Raw genomic sequence first — 18,850 nt, 5'->3', positions numbered from 1 at the left:
CCTACCTGTTGCCGGGGATCGCCGCGAGCAGCTCGCGGGTGTAGTCCGCGGCCGGGCGGTCGAAGACGTCCTCGGCGGTGCCGCTCTCCACGATCCGCCCGTCCCGCATGACGTGCACCTCGTGCGAGATCATCCGTACGACGGCCAGGTCGTGGCTGATGAACAGGTAGCTCAGCCCGAGCTCGCGCTGCAGCCCGGCGAGCAGCTCCAGGATCTGCGCCTGCACCAGCACGTCGAGCGCCGAGACGGCCTCGTCCAGCACGACCAGCTCGGGCGAGAGCGCCAGCGCCCGGGCGATGGCCACGCGCTGGCGCTGCCCGCCGGACAGCTCGTGAGGCAGCCGGTCGGCCATGGACGCGGGCAGCGACACCTTCTCCAGCAGCTCGGCGGCGGCTTTGCGGCGCTCGGCCGCGGTGCCGACGCGGTGCACCCGCAGCGGCTCGGCGATCGACTTGCCGACCGGGTAGCGGGGGTCGAGCGAGGCGTACGGGTTCTGGAACACTGGCTGGACCCGCCGCCGGAAGGCGAACAGCTCCCGCCTGCCGAGCGCCGCCAGGTCCGTGCCGTCGAAGCGGATGCTGCCGGAGGTGAGGTCGTCGAGGCCGAGCAGCAGGTTCGCGGTGGTCGACTTGCCCGAGCCCGACTCGCCCACGATCGACACGGTACGGCCCTTCGGGATGCGGAAGGAGACGCCGTCCACCGCGGTCAGCTCCTCGCCCGTGCCCCTGATGGGGAACACCTTGCGCAGGCCCTCGACCACCACCAGGTCCTCGCTCTCCTGGGGAGGTTCGGCTACGCGCACCGACGACAGGCTCGGCACGGCGTTCAGCAGCCGCCTGGTGTACTCGTGCGCGGGCTCGGCGAGGATCTCCGCCGCCCGCCCGGTCTCGACGATCCGGCCGTCGTGCATGACGGCCACCACGTCGGCCCGCTCCGCCGCCAGCGCCAGGTCGTGCGTGATGAGCAGGACGGCCGTGCCCATCTCGGCGGTGAGCTGTTCGAGCTGGTCGAGGATGCGCCGCTGCACGGTCACGTCCAGCGCGGAGGTGGGCTCGTCGGCGATGAGCAGCTTCGGCCGGCAGGCCAGCCCCATGGCGATCAGCGCGCGCTGGCGCATGCCGCCGGAGAACTCGTGCGGGTACTGCCCGATCCTGCGGGCCGGGTCGGGGATGCCGACGAGGTCCAGCAGTTCGAGCACGCGGGCCCGGGCCGCCTTGCCGGTGGCCACGCCGTGGACCTCGAGCGCCTCGGCGACCTGGTCGCCGACGCGCATGAGCGGGTTGAGGTTCGACATGGGGTCCTGGGGGACCAGGCCGATGCCCGCGCCGCGGATCGCGGTCATCTCGCGTCCGGACAGCCCGGTCAGGTCGCGGCCGTCGAACAGGATCCGGCCGCCGGTGATGCGGCCGTTGTCCGGCAGCAGCCGGTTGACGGCGGCGGCCGTGGTGGACTTGCCGGAGCCCGACTCGCCGACCACCGCGACGGTCTGGCCCGGCAGGATCTCCATCGAGACGCCCTTGACGACGGTGACGTCCTGCCGGCGGGTGCGGAAGGCGACCGAGAGGTCACGGATCTCCAGGAGGGGGGTCATGCGGTCCTCGATCGTTGCGTGGTGGCCTGGAGCAGCCCGGCCCAGAGCGTGTCGGTGGGGGTGGGGTCGCCCTCGACGAGCAGGCGGTTGCTCGCCAGGGCCAGGGCGATGTCGCGGCCGGGCACGAAGCCGACCGCGCAGCCGACGTAGCCGGGGTGGCCGAGCACGGTGACGGTCTCGTCCCACAGGGGCAGCTCGTACGTGCGGAAGCCCAGGGCCTGCCCCGCGTCGGGACCGGGGGTGAAGAACTCCCTGACCACCTCGGGCCGCCACAGCCGGTCGTGCTCCTCGTACCGGGACATCGCCAGGCCGTAGGCGAGCAGGTCCGGCACCGTCGAGAAGAGCCCGGCGTGCCCGGCGACCCCGCCGAAGACGTGGTGGGCGTTGCCGTCGGCGACCTCGCCGAGTACCGGCCCGCGCCGCCAGCGCGCGAAGTCCGAGCTGCGGTACGGCACGGGGTAGGGCCGGCCGGTGTCGAGCATGGCCATCTCGATCCGGTCGTCCAGGGCGCTCATGGCCACCTCGGGGCCCGCCGGGCGGCCGTACCCGGTCGAGCCGAGGCCGAGCGGCTCGGTGACCAGCTCGGTCACGGCCCGGTCCAGGCTCAGACCGGTGACGGTCTCGACGATCTGGCCGAGCAGGACGAAGCCGAGGTCGGAGTAGTGGCGGGCGCGGCCCGGACGGTAACGCGGGGGCGGGGCCTCCGGCTTGATGTAGAGCGGCCACCACTCCCACAGCCCGCCGCGGTGCAGGAGCAGGTCCCGCACGGTGATCGCCTCGTACGAGCGCGAAAGGTACGCGCTCAGCGGCGCGTCCAGGTCCACCAGCCGGTCGGACACCAGCCGGATGAGCGCCGTCGTGGTGGCCACGACCTTCGTGACCGAGGCGAGGTCGTGGCAGGTGTCCAGGGTCATCGGCGCGTCGCCGACGAGTTCGCCGTCCTGCCGGCGCACGGTCCGGTGACCGGCGCATTCGGTGAGGTCGAACCACGGCGTCCGGGCGGCCATGATCAGCCCCACGGGGGCGCTCGCCAGCTCGTCACCCTCCGGCCGGCTCATCGCGTCAGCACCAGCGAGCGCGGCGGCTCGGCGACCGGCGCCGGCAGCGCGAGCGGCCCCGCGCCGGGCGTCAGCGTGCCGAGGATGCGGGCCTCCCGGGCGCCCGTCCCTCCCGGCGCCGTGCCGGGCAGGCCGTGCGCGGTCAGCCAGCCGATCAGCGCGAACGCGATGGCCTCCTTGTCGTCGGACGGGGCCCCGTAGTCGTCGGACGGCGCCACGCCCACGCCGGGCAGCGCGGCCCGCAGCCCGTCCATGATCACGGGGTTGCGGCAGCCGCCGCCCGAGACGACCAGCGCGCCCACCCCGGCGGCCCGCACGTCCCGGGCCACCGTCCGGACGGTCAGCTCGGTGAGCGTCGCCACCAGGTCGGCGTTCCCGGGCGCGCGTCCCGCCCGGGCCAGGGCGGCCTCCACGTACCCGAGGTGGAACAGCTCCTTGCCGGTGCTCTTGGGAGCCGCCAGCGCGTAGTACGGCTCGTCCAGCAGCGCCTCCAGCAGCCGCTCGTCCACCCGGCCCGAGGCCGCGATCCGCCCGTCCGCGTCGAAGCCCCGCTCGTCCAGCCCCCGGCTCGTGACCACCGCGTCGATCAGCGCGTTCGCGGGTCCGATGTCGTAGGCGTACAGCTCGCCGCCGCGCACCACGGTCATGTTCGCGATGCCGCCCAGGTTGAGCGCCGCCGCCCCGCCCTCGTGGGCCCGCAGCAGCAGCCCGTCCAGCACCGACACCAGCGGCGCCCCGTGCCCGCCCGCCGTGATGTCCCGGATGCGCACGTCCGACAGCACCGGGACGCCGGTCCGCTCGGCGATCCACGCGGGCTGGCCGATCTGCAGCGTGCCGAGCGCGTGCGTGCCCTCCACCCAGTGGAACACCGTCTGCCCGTGCGAGACGATCAGGTCCACGGGCCCGCCCAGCGCGATCGCCGACACCGCGGCCTCGGCGAAGCTCTGCCCGATGAGCGTGTCGAGCACGCACACCTCGGCCAGCGTCGTCCCGGCCGGCGGCAGCGCCGCGACCAGCCGGGCCCGCAGCTCCGCCGGGTACGGCGTGCTCGCCGTGTGACCCACCCGGCCTTCCAGCAGGCCGCCGACGAGCTCGAAGTCCACCACGGCCACGTCGATGCCGTCGTGCGACGTGCCGGAGATCATGCCAAGAATTCTCATCGTCTTCCTCGCGGGTCGAGAGTGTCACGCAGGCCGTCGCCGAGCAGGTTGAGTCCCACGACCAGCAGCACGACGAGCGCGCCCGGCGCGATCAGCGTCCACGGCGCCACGAAGACCAGGCTGCGCGCCTCGAAGATCATCGAGCCCAGTGACGGCGCGGGCGGCGGCGTGCCCAGGCCCAGGAAGCTCAGCGACGCCTCGGTCAGCACCGCCCACGACAGCGACAGGGCCACCTGGACGATGACGATCGAGGTGATGTTCGGCAGGACGTGCCGGAGCATGATCTGCCAGCGGCTCATGCCGGTCGAGACGGCCGCCTTGACGTACTCGATCTCCCTGAGCGACAGCACCGGGCCCCGGGTGACGCGGACGAAGATGGGCACGTACACGATGGCGATGGCCACGGCGATCGTGAACCAGTTGCGGTCCAGCACCGACGCCAGCGACAGCGCCAGCAGCAGCGGCGGGAAGGCGAACAGCACGTTCGTGACCCCGCCGATCGCGCCGTCGGCGACGCCGCGGTAGAAGCCGGACACGAGCCCGCCCAGCGTGCCCGCCACGGTCGCGAACGCCACGGCGACGACCGCGATGAGCGCCGAGTTGCCGACCCCGGCCGCCACCCGGGAGAACACGTCCCGGCCGAACTGGTCGGTGCCGAACAGGTGCGCGCCCGACGGCGCCCCGAACCGGGAGGGCGGGTGCTGCGCGACCGGGTCGTACGGCAGCAGCCCGGCGAACGACAGCGCCGCCACGACCGCCAGCAGCACCAGGATCACCGACCCCGCCACCAGGGCGGGACTCCTCCTCACGAGGCCCTCACCCTCGGGTCGATGACCCGGTAGAGCACGTCCGTCAGCAGGTTGACCAGCACGAACGCCAGCGCGATCACCAGCACCGTGCTCTGCACGACCGCGTACTCCTTCTGCTGGATGCCCAGCAGCACCTGCCGGCCGACGCCCGGCACCGAGAAGATCTGCTCCACCACGACCGCGCCGCCGAGCAGGTAGCCGAACTGCAGCCCGGTCATGGTCACGATCGGCACGAGCGCGTTGCCGAGCACGTGCTTCACTTGCAGCCGCCGCTCCGGCACGCCCTTGGCGCGGGCGGTGCGGACGAAGTCGTCCGAGCGCACCTCCAGCACCGCCGTGCGGGTGGTGCGCAGGATCGGCGCCGCGATGCCGAAGCCGAGCACCAGCGCCGGCAGCAGCATCTGCTGCAGGTTGAGCAGCGGGTCGTCGAAGAGCATGGCGAAGCCCTGCCCGTTGGGGTTGAACCCGAACGACGCCGCGAAGATCGACAGCAGCGTCGTGGCCAGCAGGAACGCCGGGACCGACAGCCCGGCCAGGCTCACCAGCTGGCCGAGGGTGTCCCTGGGGGAGTTGGCCCTGGAGGCCGCCAGCATGCCCAGCGGCACCCCGATCAGCAGCGCCAGCAGGATCGAGAGCACCGCCAGCTCGAACGTCACCGGCAGCGAGTGCAGGGTCAGGTCGAGCACGCTCTGCTGCTGGCGGGCCGAGTAGCCGAAGTTCCCCGTGAACATGTTGCCCAGCCATGAGAAGAACTGCGTGATCAGCGGCTGGTCGAGCCCGTAGTACTGCTCCAGTGCCTGCCGCTGGGCGGGCGTGAGCGCGGCGGCCTCGGTGCCGAGCCCCGCCGTGATCCGGTCGCCGGGGATCGCCCGCAGCATGACGAACACCAGCACGGCCACCCCGAACAGGGTCCCCACCGTGCTGATGACGCGGTTGCGCATGCGTCTCATCAGCTGACGGAGGTGGTCCGCAGGTACTGCAGCGAGCCGCTGGCCATCGGCACGAAGCCCTGCACGCCGGAGGTCGTGGCGGTGTAGGTGTAGCCGGAGAACAGCCAGATCCAGGGGGCGTTCTCCTCCAGCTTCGCCGAGACCTGCTCGTAGATCGCCTTGCGGGCGGCCTGGTCGGTCGTCGCCTTGCCCTCGGCGAACAGCTTGTCCAGCTCGGGCGAGCTGTAGCCGGCGACCTTGTTCAGGTTGCCCTTGCTGGTGAAGTAGCGGCCGTAGGAGCCGTCCGGGTCGGGGCGGCCGCCGTTGAGCGCCACGGCCGCGTCGAAGTCGGCGGCCACCCAGCGGTCCACGAACGCGCCCGACTCCAGCACCTCCAGCTCCAGGTTGATCTTGGCCTCGGCGAGCTGGGCCTTGAGGTTCTGGGCCTCGTTGACCGAGGTCGCGTACTCGCCCTGGGAGACGATGGTCTTGACGGTCACCCCGCCGGACTTGCCTGCCTTGCCGAGATACTCGGCGGCCTTGGCCAGGTCGCGGGCCGGGCAGGGGCGCTTGTTCGGGTCCGATTTGAACGCGGGCGCGGTGATCGGCCCGGTCACCTCGCCCTCGCCGAGCGCGGCGGTGTCGAGCACCTGCTTGCGGTCGATGGCGCACTGGATCGCCAGGCGCACGTTGACGTCCTTGAGGTCGCCGTGCTGCGCGTTGAGCTGGAGCACGTGGTAGTTGAGCTGCGGCGTCTTGGTCACCGTGAGCGTGCCGCCGCCCTGCGCCGTCTGCGCGACGAGCGGGTCGTTGAAGACCGCGAGCTGCACGTTGCCCGACTGCATGGCCGAGACGATGGACGACTCGTCGGGGATCACCCGGAACTCGACCGCGGCCACCTTCGGCTTCTCGCCGCCCCAGTACGCGTCGTTCCTGGCCAGCGTGATCGACTGGCTCGCCACGCGCTTGCCCAGCTTGAACGGCCCGGTGCCGTTCGGCGTGGTGTTGAGCTTCTCCTCGGTGTCGTCGGAGGAGAGCATCGCCATGTTGACCGTGGCCAGGTTGGCCGGCAGCGCGGCGTCGGGCCCGGTCAGCTCCAGCACCACGGTGCCCGCGTCGGGCGCCTCGACCGACTTCACCGACGACAGCGACGCCCTGGCCACGGCCGCCGTCTTCTCGTCCATGATCTTCTCCAGCGACGACTTCGCGTCCTGGGAGTCGAACGCGCTGCCGTCGGCGAACGTCACGCCCTGTCTCAGCTTGAGCGTGAGCTTCTTGCCGTCGTCCGAGGTCTGCCACGACTCGGCCAGGCCGGGCACCACGTTCAGGTCCTTGTCGAACTCCGTGAGCGTCCCGTACAGGTTCTGCAGCACGTTGACGGCCTGGAACTGGGTGGCCTTCCAGGGGAAGAGCGTGTCCGGGTCGGAGGTCACGCCGACCACGAGGGTCTTGCCGGAGGCCGCGCCGCCGGTGCCCGGGGCGGACCCGGAGGATGGGGACGAGGACGACGAGCAGCTGGTGAGGGCGATGGACAGCGCAGCGGCGATGCCTACCGCGGGGATGGCGCCACGGGGCATGTGGTCTCCTGGGGGGAGTCGGTCATAAAATTACGCAGACCCTACCACTGGGGTACTTTTCTTTCCGTTGCGGGGATGGATGGGGATGGCCGAGGACGACGGGACCGTGCTGATCCGCATCCGGGCCGCCATGCCCGCGCTGCGGCCGTCGGAGCGGCGGATCGCGGAGGAGTTCGTCGGCGATCCCGCCCGGGCGGCCAACCTGTCCATCGCCGAGCTGGCCGCCCGCTGCGCGACCTCGACGACCTCGGTGGTGCGCTTCTACCAGCGCATGGGCTACGCCCACTACAAGGACCTCAGGATCGACCTGGCCAGGGCGGTGGCGCGCGAGGAGCTGACCACGTCGAGCCTGCCGGAGGTCTCCGGCGACATCGACCGGTACGACAGCCTGGAGGGCATCGTCTCCAAGGTGGCCATGAACGAGACGCTGTCCATCGCCGACACGGCCCGTTCGCTGGACATGGAGGCGCTGGCCACCGCCGTGTCGCTGCTGCTGGCGGCCCGGCGTATCGACAGCTTCGGCGTGGGCGCGAGCTCCCTCGTGGGGCTCGACCTGCAGCAGAAGCTGTCGCGCATCGGCCGTACGGCGATCAACTGGCACGACTCCCACTCGGCCTGGACGTCGGCGGCCACGCTCGACTCCGGCTGCGTGGCGGTCGCCGTGTCCCACACGGGCGCCACCGTGGACACGGTCGAGTTCCTGTCGATCGCCCGCAAGTCGGGCGCCTCCACCGTGGCCATCACGAACTTCCGCGACTCGCCGCTGGCCAGGGCCGCCGACGTGACGCTCACGACGGCCGCGCGGGAGACGAAGTTCCGCTCGGGCGCGCTGGGCAGCCGCATCGCCCAGCTCATGGTGGTGGACTGCCTGTTCACCGGGGTCGCGCAGGCCTCCTACGACGAGTCGATGGCGGCGCTGCGCAACACGTACGCGGTCGTGCACGACCGGGTCGTCCACAAGCGCGCGTGAGGTTCACAGCCCGGATTCACCTGGGGTTCACGGGCTGTCTCTACCTTGGTGGGCCATGAGCTGGAGGTACCGGGCCAACACCACGCTGGAGGGCCTGACGGGATACACGTTGACGCGGCGGCCGCGGAAGCAGCCGCCGAAACCCCCGCCACCGCCGCCGCTGGTGCTCCAGCGGCTGCCCGGCGACGAGGTGCGGCCGCCCGCCGATCCCGCGCACGACCGGCTGCTGCGCGAGCCGGTCTTCCTGCTGTCGTCCGTACGGTCGGGCTCCACGCTCCTGCGGGTCATGCTGAACAGCCACTCCCAGGTGCATTCGCCCATCGAGACGCACTTCAGGCGGCTCACGGTCGGGCTCGGCACCGAGCCCGTGCGGCAGGCCATGGAGGCGCTCGGCCACACCCACAGCGACATCGAGCACCTCGTGTGGGACCGGCTGCTCCACCGCGAGCTGACCCGCAGCGGCAAGCCGGTGCTGGCGGAGAAGACGCCGAGCAACGTGTTCGTCTGGCGGCGCATCGCCACCTGCTGGCCCGACGCGCGCTTCGTCTTCCTGCTGCGCCACCCCATGTCCATCGTGCAGTCCTGGCACGAGGCCGACCCGGACAAGCGGCCCATGGAGGAGGCCGTGCCGCGCACGCTGAGCTACATGACGTACCTGGAGGAGGCCCGCACCCACCTCGACGGGCTGACCCTGCGCTACGAGGACCTGGTCGCCGACCCCGAGCGCGAGCTGCGGCGGCTCTGCCTGTTCCTGGGCGTGGAGTTCGAGCCGGTCATGCTCACCTACGGGCAGAAGGACCACGGCGGCTTCGTCAAGGGCATCGGCGACTGGCGCGACAAGATCCGCACCGGGACCGTCGTCGCGGGCCGCCCGCTGCCGTCGGCGGACGAGGTGCCCGACGAGCTGCGCGAGATCTGCCGCCTGTGGGGCTATACCCGGTGACGGAAGTTCAGCTGCGATTTGTCTCCTCTTCGCCCTGGGCTCCGATAGGTTGCCGATCGTGATCGACGGGCCCTCGCGCCGTACCCTGCTCGCCGGAAGTCTCGCCGGCTTCGCTGTGCCCACTCTTGGGCCCGAACCTGCTCTCGCGGCCTCGGCTCTTCCATCGCGGCCCAACATCGTCGTCATCCTGGCCGACGACCTGGGCTGGGGCGAGATCGGCAGCCAGGGGCAGCGCCTGATCAGCACCCCCAACCTGGACCGGCTGGCGGACGAGGGCGTGCGCTTCGAGACCGCCTACTCCGGGGCGCCGCTCTGCGCGCCGTCGCGCTGCGCGCTGCTCACCGGGCTGCACGCGGGCCACGGCACCGTACGCGAGAACCCGGAGGGCGGGCCCCAGCGCTCGCTGACCGACGCTGACCTCACCTTCGCCGAGCTGCTGCGCCTGTCCGGCTACCGCACGGCCTGCTTCGGCAAGTGGGGCTTCGGCCCCGAGCTGCCGGGCCAGCCCTCGCACCCGAACGAGCGCGGCTTCGAGGAGTTCTTCGGCTACATCGGCCACGCCCACGCCCACCAGTACTTCCCCAAGTACCTGTGGCACAACGGCGCCAAGGTGCGCCTCGACGGCAGGCAGTACGCGCCGGACCTGTTCCGCGAGCGGGCGATCGAGTTCATCCGGCGCGGCGGCGACGACCCGTTCCTGCTCTACTACCCCACCAACCTGCCGCACTCGCCGAGCGTCATCCCCGGCGACGCCGGGCGCTACGAGAACCGGCCGTGGAGCGGCCCCAACCGGCGGCACGCCGCGCAGGTGGCCCGGCTCGACGCCGACGTGGCCACGCTGGTGCGCGAGTTACGCGCGGCCGGGGTCGCGGAACGCACGCTCGTGCTGTTCACCAGCGACAACGGGCCGCACAGCGAGAAGGGCGTGACGCCGGAGCTGTTCGACTCCAACGGGCCCTGGCGCGGCGACAAGCGCGACGTGTACGAGGGCGGCATCCGCGTGCCGCTGATCGCCTGGTCGCCCGCGTTACGCCCGCGCGTGGTGAAGCAGCCGGTGGCCTCGTGGGACGTGCTGCCGACCCTCGCGGACCTGGCCGGCGTGCCGGTGCCCGCGCACCTGGACGGCCTGTCCTTCCGCGGCCTGCTGACTGGCGCGGGCGCCCCCAAGCACGACCACCTGGTGTGGAACCGGCCCCGCAAGGCCCAGGCCATCCGCCGGGGCCGGTGGAAGCTGGTCCGCTTCGCGCCGCACATCGCCGGCGCCGGTCCGGAGGGCCGGGTCGAGCTGTACGACCTGGCCACCGACCCGGGGGAGCGCCGCGACCTGGCGGCGGAGCGGGTGAAGCTGGTGGACGAGCTGATGATCGAGCTGGACGACTCGATCGGCCCGGACCCGCGGATCCCGTACGGGCTGAAGACCGAGATCACCGGGGGCCAGGTCGTGGTGACGCTCTACAACGGCTCGTCGGTGCCCTGGCGCGACGTCGCGCTGGGCCTGAACCGTGCGCGGGCCCGCACGATGCCGCGCGTGGACCCGGGAACGGCGATCTCGGTCGGCTTCGCGCTCCCCGGCGGGAGCGGGAAGCCGATCACCGCCCGCGCCGAGTTCGACGCGGGCGGCCGGTCCCTCTCCTTCCGGAGAGCAGTCTGATCAGGGCAGGCAGCCGACGTGGGCGAGGGCCTGCTTGAGCAGCACGCCCTGCCCTCCGGTCATCTCCTGCTGCACCGCCGGCGACGCGGCGTCCTGCGGGGTGAACCACTCCAGGTCCAGGGCGTCCTGGCGGGGCCGGCAGTCGCCCGCCACGGGGACGATGTAGGCCAGGGACACGGCGTGCTGGCGGGGGTCGTGGTAGGGGGTGACGCCGGGCGTGGGGAAGTACTCGGCGACGGTGAACGGCTGGGGGGAGGCGGGGATGTGGGGGAGCGCCACGGGGCCGAGGTCCTTCTCCAGGTGACGCAGGAGGGCGTCGCGGATCCGCTCGTGGTGCAGCACCCGTCCCGAGACCAGCGCCCGGCTGACCGTGCCGTCTGACGCGATGCGCAGCAGCAGGCCGACGCGGGTGACCACGCCGGTGTCGTCGACCCGCACCGGCACGGCGTCGACGTAGAGGATGGGCAACTGGCCCCGCACCGACTCGAGTTCGTCGGGTGCGAGCCATCCAGGCGTGGTTTCGGTCTTTTCGGTCATCTGCTGATCGTACGTCCCCGGATCCGGCCGCCGGGAACGGTCCTGCCCGCCAGCCAGGAAGCCGCGCAGGTGACCAGGACGATGCCGAAGAACGGCAGGTAGGCGATGACTTCGCGGCTGACTCTGCGGCTCATGAGAGCTTCCTCCGCTGCCACTGGACGGTGTACTTGGGGTCGTTCGCGGACTCCATCCCGGCGCGGAAGATCCCGAACCGGGTGCAGGCGGAGCCCGCGAGCAGGGCCGCGCCCGCCGCCACGGCCGCGATCCTGCTGCGCCGGCCCACGGTGATCCCGGCCAGCGCGCCCGCCAGCGACAGCGCCTCGCCCGCGCGCAGCAGCCGGCTGCGCTTGAGCGGCTCGGCCAGCGGCCCCAGCCGCCGCTCCATGCGGGTGGCGGCCACGCATTCGACGGCCGCGCCCAGCATCGCCACCCGCCGGGCCGGGCCCGCCTCCGACAGCGGCGCGGCCAGCATCCCGAGCCCGCCCGCCGCCGACGCGGCCGAGCCGGCGAACAGGAACGGCATCTCGCGGAACCCCTCGTGCCAGGCGGGCACGGCGGTGTCGCAGATCAGCGCGGCGGTGTAGGTGGCCACCGCGGGACCCGCCAGGCCCGCCCCGACCGTGGCGACCCGGCCCAGCCCGGGCAGGCGCCCGGACAGGTCGGCGGCCCCGGCGCACACGGCCTGCGGGCCGTACGCCGTGAGGATCCACGTGCCGACGCTCATCGGCGAGGTCACCTTGAACACCCGCAGCATGTTGATGAACCGCTCGGGCCGCCCCAGGTCGTGGATCAGCGAGTAGAACGAGCCGCCCAGCGCGCACAGCGCGGCCACCCTGCCGACCCTGGCCAGGCTCGGCCTGCCGGTGAGCTCGGCGACGGCCGCCAGCGTGGACGACGCGCCCGCCAGGCCGCCCAGGAAGAGGTAACCGGCGATGTCGTGCTCCTGCCACGTCGGCTCGTTGAGCACCGGCCGGCCGTAGTAGGAGTCGAAACCCGCCTCCGGCGGCCTGCGCCGCTCGCGCCGGTCGCCCGCCGAGCCCGGCGTGGCCTCGCGTTCGGTGCGCAGCTCCGCAGAGCCGTCCAGGCGCACGTCGGTCTGACTGGTCATCCCCGCCTCCTCCAGATGGGCAGCGCCGTCGCCGCCACGCCCGCCAGCAGGGCGAGCGCCGCGACCCCCGCGTGCCGCCACATCGACGGCAGGTCCCTCGTGGTCACCACGGGATCGGGCGGCAGGCCGTACACCTCGGGCTCGTCCAGCAGCAGGAAGAACGCCCCCATGCCGCCCACCCCGTCGCCCGGGTCGTGCCCGTACAGGCGGGCGGAGGCCGTCCCCGCCTCGCGCACCTGGTCGAGCCGGCGCTCGGCCCGCTCGCGCAGCTCGTCGAGGTCGCCGAACTGGATCGAGTCCGTCGGGCACGTCTTGGCGCACGCGGGCTCCTGCCCGTCGCCCAGCCGGTCGTAGCACATGGTGCACTTGGCGGCCAGGCCGCTGCTCTCGCTCTTGCCGATCACCCCGAACGGGCAGGCGGGCACGCAGTAGCCGCACCCGTTGCAGACGTCCTGCTGCACCACGACCGTGCCGAACTCGGTGCGGAACAGCGAGCCCGTCGGGCACACGTCCAGGCAGGCCGCCTCCGTGCAGTGCTTGCACACGTCGGAGGCCATCAGCCAGCGGAAGTCCATGTCGCCGACCCCGGGCTCCTGGTGGCCGAGCGGCCGGCGCTGCTCGACGAACGCGACGTGCCGCCAGGTGTCGGAGCCCAGGCTCACGGTGTTGTCGTAGGACATGCCGGTGAAGGCCAGGCCGTCCTCGGGGACGGCGTTCCACTCCTTGCAGGCCACCTCGCACGCCTTGCAGCCGATGCAGATGCTGGTGTCGGTGAAGAACCCCACGCGGCCCATCACGCCTCCGTCCCCGTGCCGGCGCCGACGCCCGCGCGCCGCTGGTAGGACCTGACCAGCTCCGGCAGCTCCGGCCCGCGCGGCCGCCGCCCGGGCCGGATGTCGGCCGCCAGGGCCTTGACCTCCTGGATGTGGGAGTTGGGGTCCAGCGAGATCGCCGACAGCTCGTTGGCCGCGTCGCCCCTGGCCAGGCCGTTGGGCCCGTAGTGGAACGGCAGCCCGATCTGGTGCAGCACCTTCCCGTCCAGGCGCAGTGACGGCATCCGGTCGGTGACCATGACCCTGGCCTCGATGGCGTTGCGCGCCGTGACGATCGTGGCCCAGTCGCCGTGCACGAGCCCGCGCTCGGCGGCCAGCTCGGGCGACACCTCGCAGAACATCTCCGGCTGCAGCTCCGCCAGGTACGGCGTGTGCCGGCTCATCCCGCCCGCCGTGAAGTGCTCCGTCAGCCGGTACGTCGTCACCACGTACGGGTAGACCGACGCCCCCGGCTCGTCGCCGCTCGGCTGGTAGCGGTTGTCCCCGTGCGCGTAGAGCTTGCGGGCCGGGTTGCGCTGGTGGCCGTAGAGCGGGTTGGCCACGGGCGAGTCCTGCGGCTCGTAGTGCGTCGGCAGCGGCCCGTCCACCACGCCGGACGGGGCGAACAGCCAGCCCTTCCCGTCGGCCTGCATGACGAACGCGTCGATCCCCGACAGCGCCGCCACGCCCTGGGCGTCCTCCGGCGGCCGGAACGCGGGGTCCTTGTCCTCGTCGATGTCCGGCACGTCGAACCCGGTCCACCGGCCCGCGTCCGCGTCCCACCAGACGAGCTTCTTGCGCTCGCTCCACGGGCTGCCGTCCGGCCGGGCCGAGGCCCGGTTGTAGAGGATCCGCCGGTTCGCCGGCCAGGCCCACGCCCACTCGGCGGCGATCCAGTCCTGCTCGGTGTGCGGCTTGCGGCGGGCGGCCTGGTTGACGCCGCCGGCGTAGACGCCGCAGTAGATCCAGCAGCCGCACACCGTGGAGCCGTCGTCCTTGAGCTCGCCGGCCCCGGACAAGGGCCGCCGATCGGGGCCCCAGCCGTTGATCTCCGCCAGTACGGCCTCCGCGGACGGCTCTGACAGCTCGCCCTCGAGCGGGTAGTCCCAGGTGAGCTCGAGCACCGGCGCGTCCATCGGGTCGGCCGAGCCCGCCAGCTTCTCCCTGATGATCCGCCCCAGGTGGTACATGAACCACAGATCGCTGCGCGCGTCACCGGCCGGCTCGACCGCCTGGTGGTGCCACTGGAGCAGCCGGTTGGTGTTGGTGAAGCTGCCGCTCTTCTCGGTGTGCGAGGCCGCGGGGAAGAAGAACACCTCGGTGCCGATGTCCTCGGTGATCAGCTCGCCCGTCTCGATCTCGGGGCCGTCCTTCCACCAGGTGGCGCTCTCGATCAGGTTGAAGTCGCGGACCACCAGCCAGTCGAGCTTCGCCATGCCCAGGCGCTGCATGCGGGTGTTGGCCGAGCCGACCGCGGGGTTCTCGCCGAGGAGGAAGTAGCCCTTGCAGACGCCGTCGAGCTGCGCCAGCACGGTGTCGTACGTGCTGTGCGACCCGGTCAGCCTGGGCAGGTAGCCGAACCTGAAGTCGTTGTCCGGCCGGGCCGACTCGCCCCACCACGCCTTGAGCAGGCTGATCAGGTAGGCGGGCATGTTCGCCCAGCAGCCCCGGTGCGGCGCGTCGGCCCGCAGGAACTCGCGCAGGCCCTCGCCCTCGTGCGCGTGCGGCATCGGGATGTAGCCCGGCAGCAGGTTGTACAGCGTCGGCACGTCGCTGGAGCCCTGGATGCTGGCGTGCCCGCGCAGCGCCTGGATGCCGCCGCCGGGCCGGCCCAGGTTGCCCAGCAGGAGCTGCAGGATGCTCGCCGCCCTGATGAACTGCGAGCCGTCGCTGTGCTGCGTCCAGCCCACCGCGTAGACGAACTCGGCCGTCTTGTCGGGGCCGGAGTTGTCCGTCAGATGCCGGCACACCCGCAGGAACAGCTCGCGCGGCACCCCGCACACCCGCTCGACCATCTCCGGGGTGTAGCGGGCGAAGTGGCGGCGCAGCACCTGCATGACGCAGCGCGGGTGGCGCAGCGTCTCGTCGCGCCGCGGCGTCCCGGCCATCGGCATGCCGGTGGCGCCGAACACCTCCGATCGGCCCGGCGGCAGCTTGCCCACCCGCCGCTCGTAGTCCTTGTCGCGCTGGCCGGAGGCCGGGGCGACCTCGATCCCCTCGTACTGCCAGGTCTCGTCGTCGTAGACGCGGGTCTCGGGGTCGAAGCCGGAGAACACGCCGTCGAGGTCCTCGGCGTCGCGGTAGTCCTCCCGCAGGATGGTGGCCGCGTTGGTGTAGTTGACCACGTACTCGTGGAAGTACAGGTCGTTGTCCAGCACGTGGTTGATGATCCCGCCGAGGAAGGCCACGTCGGAGCCCGCGCGGATGGGCACGTGCAGGTCGGCCAGCGCGCTCGTGCGCGTGAAGCGCGGATCGACGTGGATGATCACCGCGCCGCGCGCCTTGGCCTCCATCACCCACTGGAAGCCGACCGGGTGCGCCTCGGCGAAGTTGGAGCCCTGGATGATCACGCAGTCGGAGTGCTGCAGGTCCTGCATGAACGTGGTGGCCCCGCCCCGGCCGAACGACGTGCCGAGCCCGACCACGCTGGAGCTGTGGCAGACGCGGGCCTGGTTCTCGATCTGCACCACGCCGAGCGCCGTCAGCAGCTTCTTGATGAGGTAGTTCTCCTCGTTGTCCAGCGTCGCGCCGCCCAGGCTGGCGATGCCCAGGGTCCTCGCGGTGCGCTTGCCGTCCCGCTCCCACTCCCAGGTCTCGCGCCTGGTGGCGATGACCCGGTCGGCCACCATGTCCATGGCCGTGCCGAGGTCGAGCTCCTGCCAGTCGGTCCCGCCCGGCGGGCGGTAGAGGACCTTGTGCCGGCGGTTGGACGCCGTGGTGAGCTGGAGGCTGGCCGCGCCCTTGGGGCACAGCCGGCCGCGGCTGATGGGGGAGTCGGGGTCGCCCTCGATCTGGACGACCCGGTCATCCCGTACGTACACGTTCTGGGCGCAGCCCACCGCGCAGTACGGGCAGATCGACTTGACCACCCGGTCGGCCGTGGCCGTGCGGGCGCGCAGCGCCGCCGTCCTGGCCGACTTCACCGCCGCTCCCCGCCCGCTGCGGTCCTCGCCGGTCAGCTGCCGCAGCAGCGGCCAACGCATGTCCATGACGCCCCCCGAAACCCCTGGCCGGGTTCCTGCCCTGCTCCCGGGAGGCGAAAACCCGCAGGTCGGAGGGGGGTCAGGCGAGGCGCGCGGCGGCCTTGTCCCACACCTGGGGATCGCCGGAGGGCTCGTAGCGGCGCAGCGGCTGGGAGGCGGCGACCAGCGAGCGCATCTCCGCCAGGTCCGAGACGAGCCCCGCCGACCGCGCCTGCACGAGCACGTTGCCGAGCGCGGTCGCCTCCGCGGGCCCGGCCACCACCGGCAGCCCGCAGGCGTCGGCGGTGAGCTGGCACAGCAGCTCGTTGCGCGACCCGCCGCCCACCAGGTGGACGACCTCGACGTCGCGCCCGGACAGCTCCATCGCCTGCCGCACGGCCAGCCGGTGCCCGAGCGCCAGGCTCTCCAGCACGCACCGCACGTACGCGGCCGGGGACGACGGAGGCTCCTGCCCCGTGCGGCGGCACTCGGCGGCGATCCTGGCCGGCATGTCGCCCGGCGGCAGGAACACCGGCTCGTCCGGGTTGACCACGGCCGCGAACGGCCGCTCGCCCGCCGCCGCCTTCAGCAGCTCGCGCAGGTCGGAGCCCGGCCAGGCGCGCAGGCACTCCTGCAGCAGCCACAGCCCCATGACGTTGCGCAGGTAGCGCACGGTGCCGTCGATGCCGGCCTCGTTGGTGAAGTTCGCGGCCCGGCTCTCGGGCGTCAGGACCGGCTCGGGCAGCTCCACCCCGGCCAGCGACCACGTGCCGCACGAGATGTAGGCGAAAGCGGGACCGGCGGCGGGCACGGCGGCCACGGCCGAGGCCGTGTCGTGCGAGCCGACCGCCGTGACGGGCGCCGACCAGCCGACCACGTCGGCCACCTGCCGGCGCAGCGTTCCGACCGCCTCGCCGGGCTGCCGCAGCGGCGGGAAGAGCCCGGCCGGCAGCCCGAGCCGCTCGATCAGGGGGAACGCCCACGACCGGGTGCGCACGTCGAGCAGCCCCGTCGTCGAGGCGTTGGTCACCTCGGCGCCCACCTCGCCGGTGAGCCAGTAGCCGATCAGGTCGGGGATCAGCAGCATCGTCACGGCACCGTCGAGCCGGTCGGCCAGCAGCTGGTAGATCGTGTTGAACGGCAGCACCTGCAGCCCGGACACCTCGTACAGGGTCTCCGCCCCGACCGACTCGGCCACCCGCTCGGCCACCCCGCGCGTGCGGTCGTCGCGGTAGTGCACCGGGTTGCCCATCAGCGAGGACGACTCGTCGAGCAGCCCGTAGTCGACCGCCCACGAGTCCACGCCGATGGACGACACCGGGCCCGCGTCACGCAGGCCGTCGAGGATCTCCGAGTAGAGGCGGGTGATGTTCCACTGGAGGCGACCCGCCTCGGTCACCGGCTCGTTGGGGAAGCGGCGGACCTCGGTCAGCTCCAGACCGTCGGACAGGTCGGCCAGCATCACCCGGCCGCTGGAGGCCCCGAGGTCGACGGCGGCGAAACGGCGGCTCATTGTGTGGACTCCCTGGCGATGAGCTCGGGCTGGAACATGATGTGCTGGTGCGCGTGCGTCTCCGGGTTGTCGCACTCGTCCAGCAGCAGCTCGGTGGCGATCCGGCCGAGCTGGTAGGTCGGCTGCCGCATCGAGCTGAGCGACACGGTGGAGGCGGCGGCGAAGTCGATGTCGTCGTAGCCCATCAGCGCCACGTCCTCCGGCACCCGCACGCCCGCCCGCAGCAGCGCGCGCAGCACGCCGAGCGCGAGCAGGTCGTTGGCGCAGAACACGGCCTCGGGCAGGCCGCTCTCGATCAGGTCGGCGGCGGCCTTCTCGCCCGCGCGGGCCGTCATCGTCGCGGTCTCGGTCACCTTCAGGTCGCCGGGGTCGAGCCCGGCGGCCCGCATCGCGGCCTTGGCGCCCTCCCAGCGCTCCACGCACTGCCTGATCGTCATCGGGCCCGTCACGTAGGCGACGCTGCGCGCGCCCTTGGCCAGCAGATGGGTGACCGCGGCCCGGCCGCCCGCGACGTCGTCCACGGCCACCGCGCACTGGTCGGGCCGGTGCGCCGGGTGGTCGACCAGGACGACGCTGATGCCGCGCTCGCGCAGCCGGTCGAGCCGGCCGGGGTCCTCGCCGGAGGGGGTGATCAGCACGCCGCGCACCCGGTGCTCGGCCAGCACCCGCAGGTTGCGATCCTCCTTGTCCTGCGAGCCCGCCGAGTTGCCCAGGATCACCGCGTAGCCGAGCTCGCTGGCCACGTCCTCGACCCCGGCCGCGACCTCGGTGAAGAACGGGTTGCCGATGTCGATCACGCTCAGGCCGATCGTCCTGCTGTGCCCGGCGCGCAGCGACGAGGCCGAGCCGTGCCGGACGAACCCCAGCTCACTGATCGCCGCCTCCACCCGCTCCCGGGTGGCGGGCGCGACTTTTCCGGGCCGGTTCAGTACGTTGGAGACCGTGCCCGGGGAGACGCCGGCGTGTGCGGCGACGTCCTTGATGCTGACCATGGCCATGGGGACCAATTA

General features: G+C 72.4%; 16 protein-coding genes. 3 read left to right on the top strand and 13 right to left on the bottom strand.

Going from position 1 to position 18,850, the window contains the following annotated elements:
- Position 1 precedes the first annotated feature (1 nt).
- Genes HD596_RS53280 through HD596_RS53255 form a run of 6 tightly spaced genes read right to left on the bottom strand, consistent with a single transcriptional unit; the run spans position 2 to position 7,124 of the window.
- Positions 2–1,591, bottom strand: coding sequence for an ABC transporter ATP-binding protein (locus HD596_RS53280; RefSeq protein ID WP_185077064.1), 1,590 nt, complete (start codon positions 1,589–1,591; stop codon positions 2–4).
- Complete coding sequence (locus HD596_RS53275) at positions 1,588–2,649, bottom strand: serine hydrolase domain-containing protein (RefSeq protein ID WP_185077063.1); 1,062 nt, start codon at positions 2,647–2,649, stop codon at positions 1,588–1,590. Before HD596_RS53275 ends, HD596_RS53280 begins: the two co-directional genes overlap by 4 nt.
- Positions 2,646–3,794: an anhydro-N-acetylmuramic acid kinase gene (locus HD596_RS53270; RefSeq protein WP_246555465.1), complete on the bottom strand. Its 1,149-nt coding sequence runs from the start codon at positions 3,792–3,794 to the stop codon at positions 2,646–2,648. The genes HD596_RS53275 and HD596_RS53270 overlap by 4 nt, the downstream gene beginning before the upstream one ends.
- 11 nt (positions 3,795–3,805) lie before the next feature.
- On the bottom strand, positions 3,806–4,618 hold the full coding sequence (locus HD596_RS53265; protein ID WP_185077061.1) for an ABC transporter permease: 813 nt from the start codon (positions 4,616–4,618) through the stop codon (positions 3,806–3,808).
- A complete protein-coding gene (locus tag HD596_RS53260) occupies positions 4,615–5,568 on the bottom strand; it encodes an ABC transporter permease (protein ID WP_185077060.1) in 954 nt (317 codons plus the stop codon). Before HD596_RS53260 ends, HD596_RS53265 begins: the two co-directional genes overlap by 4 nt.
- Positions 5,568–7,124: an ABC transporter substrate-binding protein gene (locus tag HD596_RS53255; RefSeq protein WP_185077059.1), complete on the bottom strand. Its 1,557-nt coding sequence runs from the start codon at positions 7,122–7,124 to the stop codon at positions 5,568–5,570. Before HD596_RS53255 ends, HD596_RS53260 begins: the two co-directional genes overlap by 1 nt.
- 85 nt (positions 7,125–7,209) lie before the next feature.
- On the opposite strand from HD596_RS53255, the gene HD596_RS53250 reads away from it, so the two are divergent.
- Genes HD596_RS53250 through HD596_RS53240 form a run of 3 tightly spaced genes read left to right on the top strand, consistent with a single transcriptional unit; the run spans position 7,210 to position 10,688 of the window.
- Positions 7,210–8,094, top strand: coding sequence for a MurR/RpiR family transcriptional regulator (locus HD596_RS53250; RefSeq protein WP_185077058.1), 885 nt, complete (start codon positions 7,210–7,212; stop codon positions 8,092–8,094).
- 55 nt (positions 8,095–8,149) lie between these two features.
- On the top strand, positions 8,150–9,037 hold the full coding sequence (locus tag HD596_RS53245) for a sulfotransferase family protein (RefSeq protein ID WP_185077057.1): 888 nt from the start codon (positions 8,150–8,152) through the stop codon (positions 9,035–9,037).
- Positions 9,038–9,095: 58 nt separating this feature from the next.
- On the top strand, positions 9,096–10,688 hold the full coding sequence (locus tag HD596_RS53240) for an arylsulfatase (protein WP_185077056.1): 1,593 nt from the start codon (positions 9,096–9,098) through the stop codon (positions 10,686–10,688).
- Here the strand turns inward: HD596_RS53240 and HD596_RS53235 are convergent, their stop codons facing one another.
- From HD596_RS53235 to HD596_RS53205, 7 genes are all read right to left on the bottom strand, one after another.
- Positions 10,689–11,225: an NUDIX hydrolase family protein gene (locus HD596_RS53235; protein WP_185077055.1), complete on the bottom strand. Its 537-nt coding sequence runs from the start codon at positions 11,223–11,225 to the stop codon at positions 10,689–10,691.
- Complete coding sequence (locus HD596_RS53230) at positions 11,222–11,359, bottom strand: hypothetical protein (protein WP_185077054.1); 138 nt, start codon at positions 11,357–11,359, stop codon at positions 11,222–11,224. Before HD596_RS53230 ends, HD596_RS53235 begins: the two co-directional genes overlap by 4 nt.
- Positions 11,356–12,333 carry an NrfD/PsrC family molybdoenzyme membrane anchor subunit gene (gene nrfD / locus HD596_RS53225; RefSeq protein WP_185077053.1) on the bottom strand — a complete coding sequence of 326 codons (978 nt, stop codon included), beginning with the start codon at positions 12,331–12,333 and terminating at the stop codon, positions 11,356–11,358. Before nrfD ends, HD596_RS53230 begins: the two co-directional genes overlap by 4 nt.
- Positions 12,330–13,127: a 4Fe-4S dicluster domain-containing protein gene (locus HD596_RS53220; RefSeq protein ID WP_185077052.1), complete on the bottom strand. Its 798-nt coding sequence runs from the start codon at positions 13,125–13,127 to the stop codon at positions 12,330–12,332. The genes nrfD and HD596_RS53220 overlap by 4 nt, the downstream gene beginning before the upstream one ends.
- A complete protein-coding gene (gene fdh / locus HD596_RS53215; RefSeq protein ID WP_185077051.1) occupies positions 13,127–16,354 on the bottom strand; it encodes a formate dehydrogenase in 3,228 nt (1,075 codons plus the stop codon). Before fdh ends, HD596_RS53220 begins: the two co-directional genes overlap by 1 nt.
- Positions 16,355–16,427: 73 nt before the next feature.
- Positions 16,428–17,840: a rhamnulokinase gene (locus tag HD596_RS53210; protein WP_185077050.1), complete on the bottom strand. Its 1,413-nt coding sequence runs from the start codon at positions 17,838–17,840 to the stop codon at positions 16,428–16,430.
- Positions 17,837–18,838: a LacI family DNA-binding transcriptional regulator gene (locus HD596_RS53205; protein ID WP_185077049.1), complete on the bottom strand. Its 1,002-nt coding sequence runs from the start codon at positions 18,836–18,838 to the stop codon at positions 17,837–17,839. Before HD596_RS53205 ends, HD596_RS53210 begins: the two co-directional genes overlap by 4 nt.
- Between the last annotated feature and the right edge of the window lie 12 nt (positions 18,839–18,850).

Origin of the sequence: Nonomuraea jabiensis (genome assembly GCF_014204795.1) — a bacterium.
GTDB lineage: Bacteria > Actinomycetota > Actinomycetes > Streptosporangiales > Streptosporangiaceae > Nonomuraea > Nonomuraea jabiensis.
Note: the sequence above shows the minus strand (reverse complement) of the source record. Positions and strands in the feature narration are given on the sequence as shown.

Excerpts from the sequence above, each read along its gene's own strand:
- HD596_RS53280 (WP_185077064.1), bottom strand. The coding sequence starts at position 1,591 with ATGACCCCCCTCCTGGAGATCCGTGACCTCTCGGTCGCCTTCCGCACC.
- HD596_RS53275 (WP_185077063.1), bottom strand. The coding sequence starts at position 2,649 with ATGAGCCGGCCGGAGGGTGACGAGCTGGCGAGCGCCCCCGTGGGGCTG.
- HD596_RS53270 (WP_246555465.1), bottom strand. The coding sequence starts at position 3,794 with ATGATCTCCGGCACGTCGCACGACGGCATCGACGTGGCCGTGGTGGAC.
- HD596_RS53260 (WP_185077060.1), bottom strand. The coding sequence starts at position 5,568 with ATGAGACGCATGCGCAACCGCGTCATCAGCACGGTGGGGACCCTGTTC.
- HD596_RS53255 (WP_185077059.1), bottom strand. The coding sequence starts at position 7,124 with ATGCCCCGTGGCGCCATCCCCGCGGTAGGCATCGCCGCTGCGCTGTCC.
- HD596_RS53250 (WP_185077058.1), top strand. The coding sequence starts at position 7,210 with ATGGCCGAGGACGACGGGACCGTGCTGATCCGCATCCGGGCCGCCATG.
- HD596_RS53245 (WP_185077057.1), top strand. The coding sequence starts at position 8,150 with ATGAGCTGGAGGTACCGGGCCAACACCACGCTGGAGGGCCTGACGGGA.
- HD596_RS53235 (WP_185077055.1), bottom strand. The coding sequence starts at position 11,225 with ATGACCGAAAAGACCGAAACCACGCCTGGATGGCTCGCACCCGACGAA.
- HD596_RS53230 (WP_185077054.1), bottom strand. The coding sequence starts at position 11,359 with ATGAGCCGCAGAGTCAGCCGCGAAGTCATCGCCTACCTGCCGTTCTTC.
- nrfD (WP_185077053.1), bottom strand. The coding sequence starts at position 12,333 with ATGACCAGTCAGACCGACGTGCGCCTGGACGGCTCTGCGGAGCTGCGC.
- HD596_RS53220 (WP_185077052.1), bottom strand. The coding sequence starts at position 13,127 with ATGGGCCGCGTGGGGTTCTTCACCGACACCAGCATCTGCATCGGCTGC.
- fdh (WP_185077051.1), bottom strand. The coding sequence starts at position 16,354 with ATGGACATGCGTTGGCCGCTGCTGCGGCAGCTGACCGGCGAGGACCGC.
- HD596_RS53210 (WP_185077050.1), bottom strand. The coding sequence starts at position 17,840 with ATGAGCCGCCGTTTCGCCGCCGTCGACCTCGGGGCCTCCAGCGGCCGG.
- HD596_RS53205 (WP_185077049.1), bottom strand. The coding sequence starts at position 18,838 with ATGGCCATGGTCAGCATCAAGGACGTCGCCGCACACGCCGGCGTCTCC.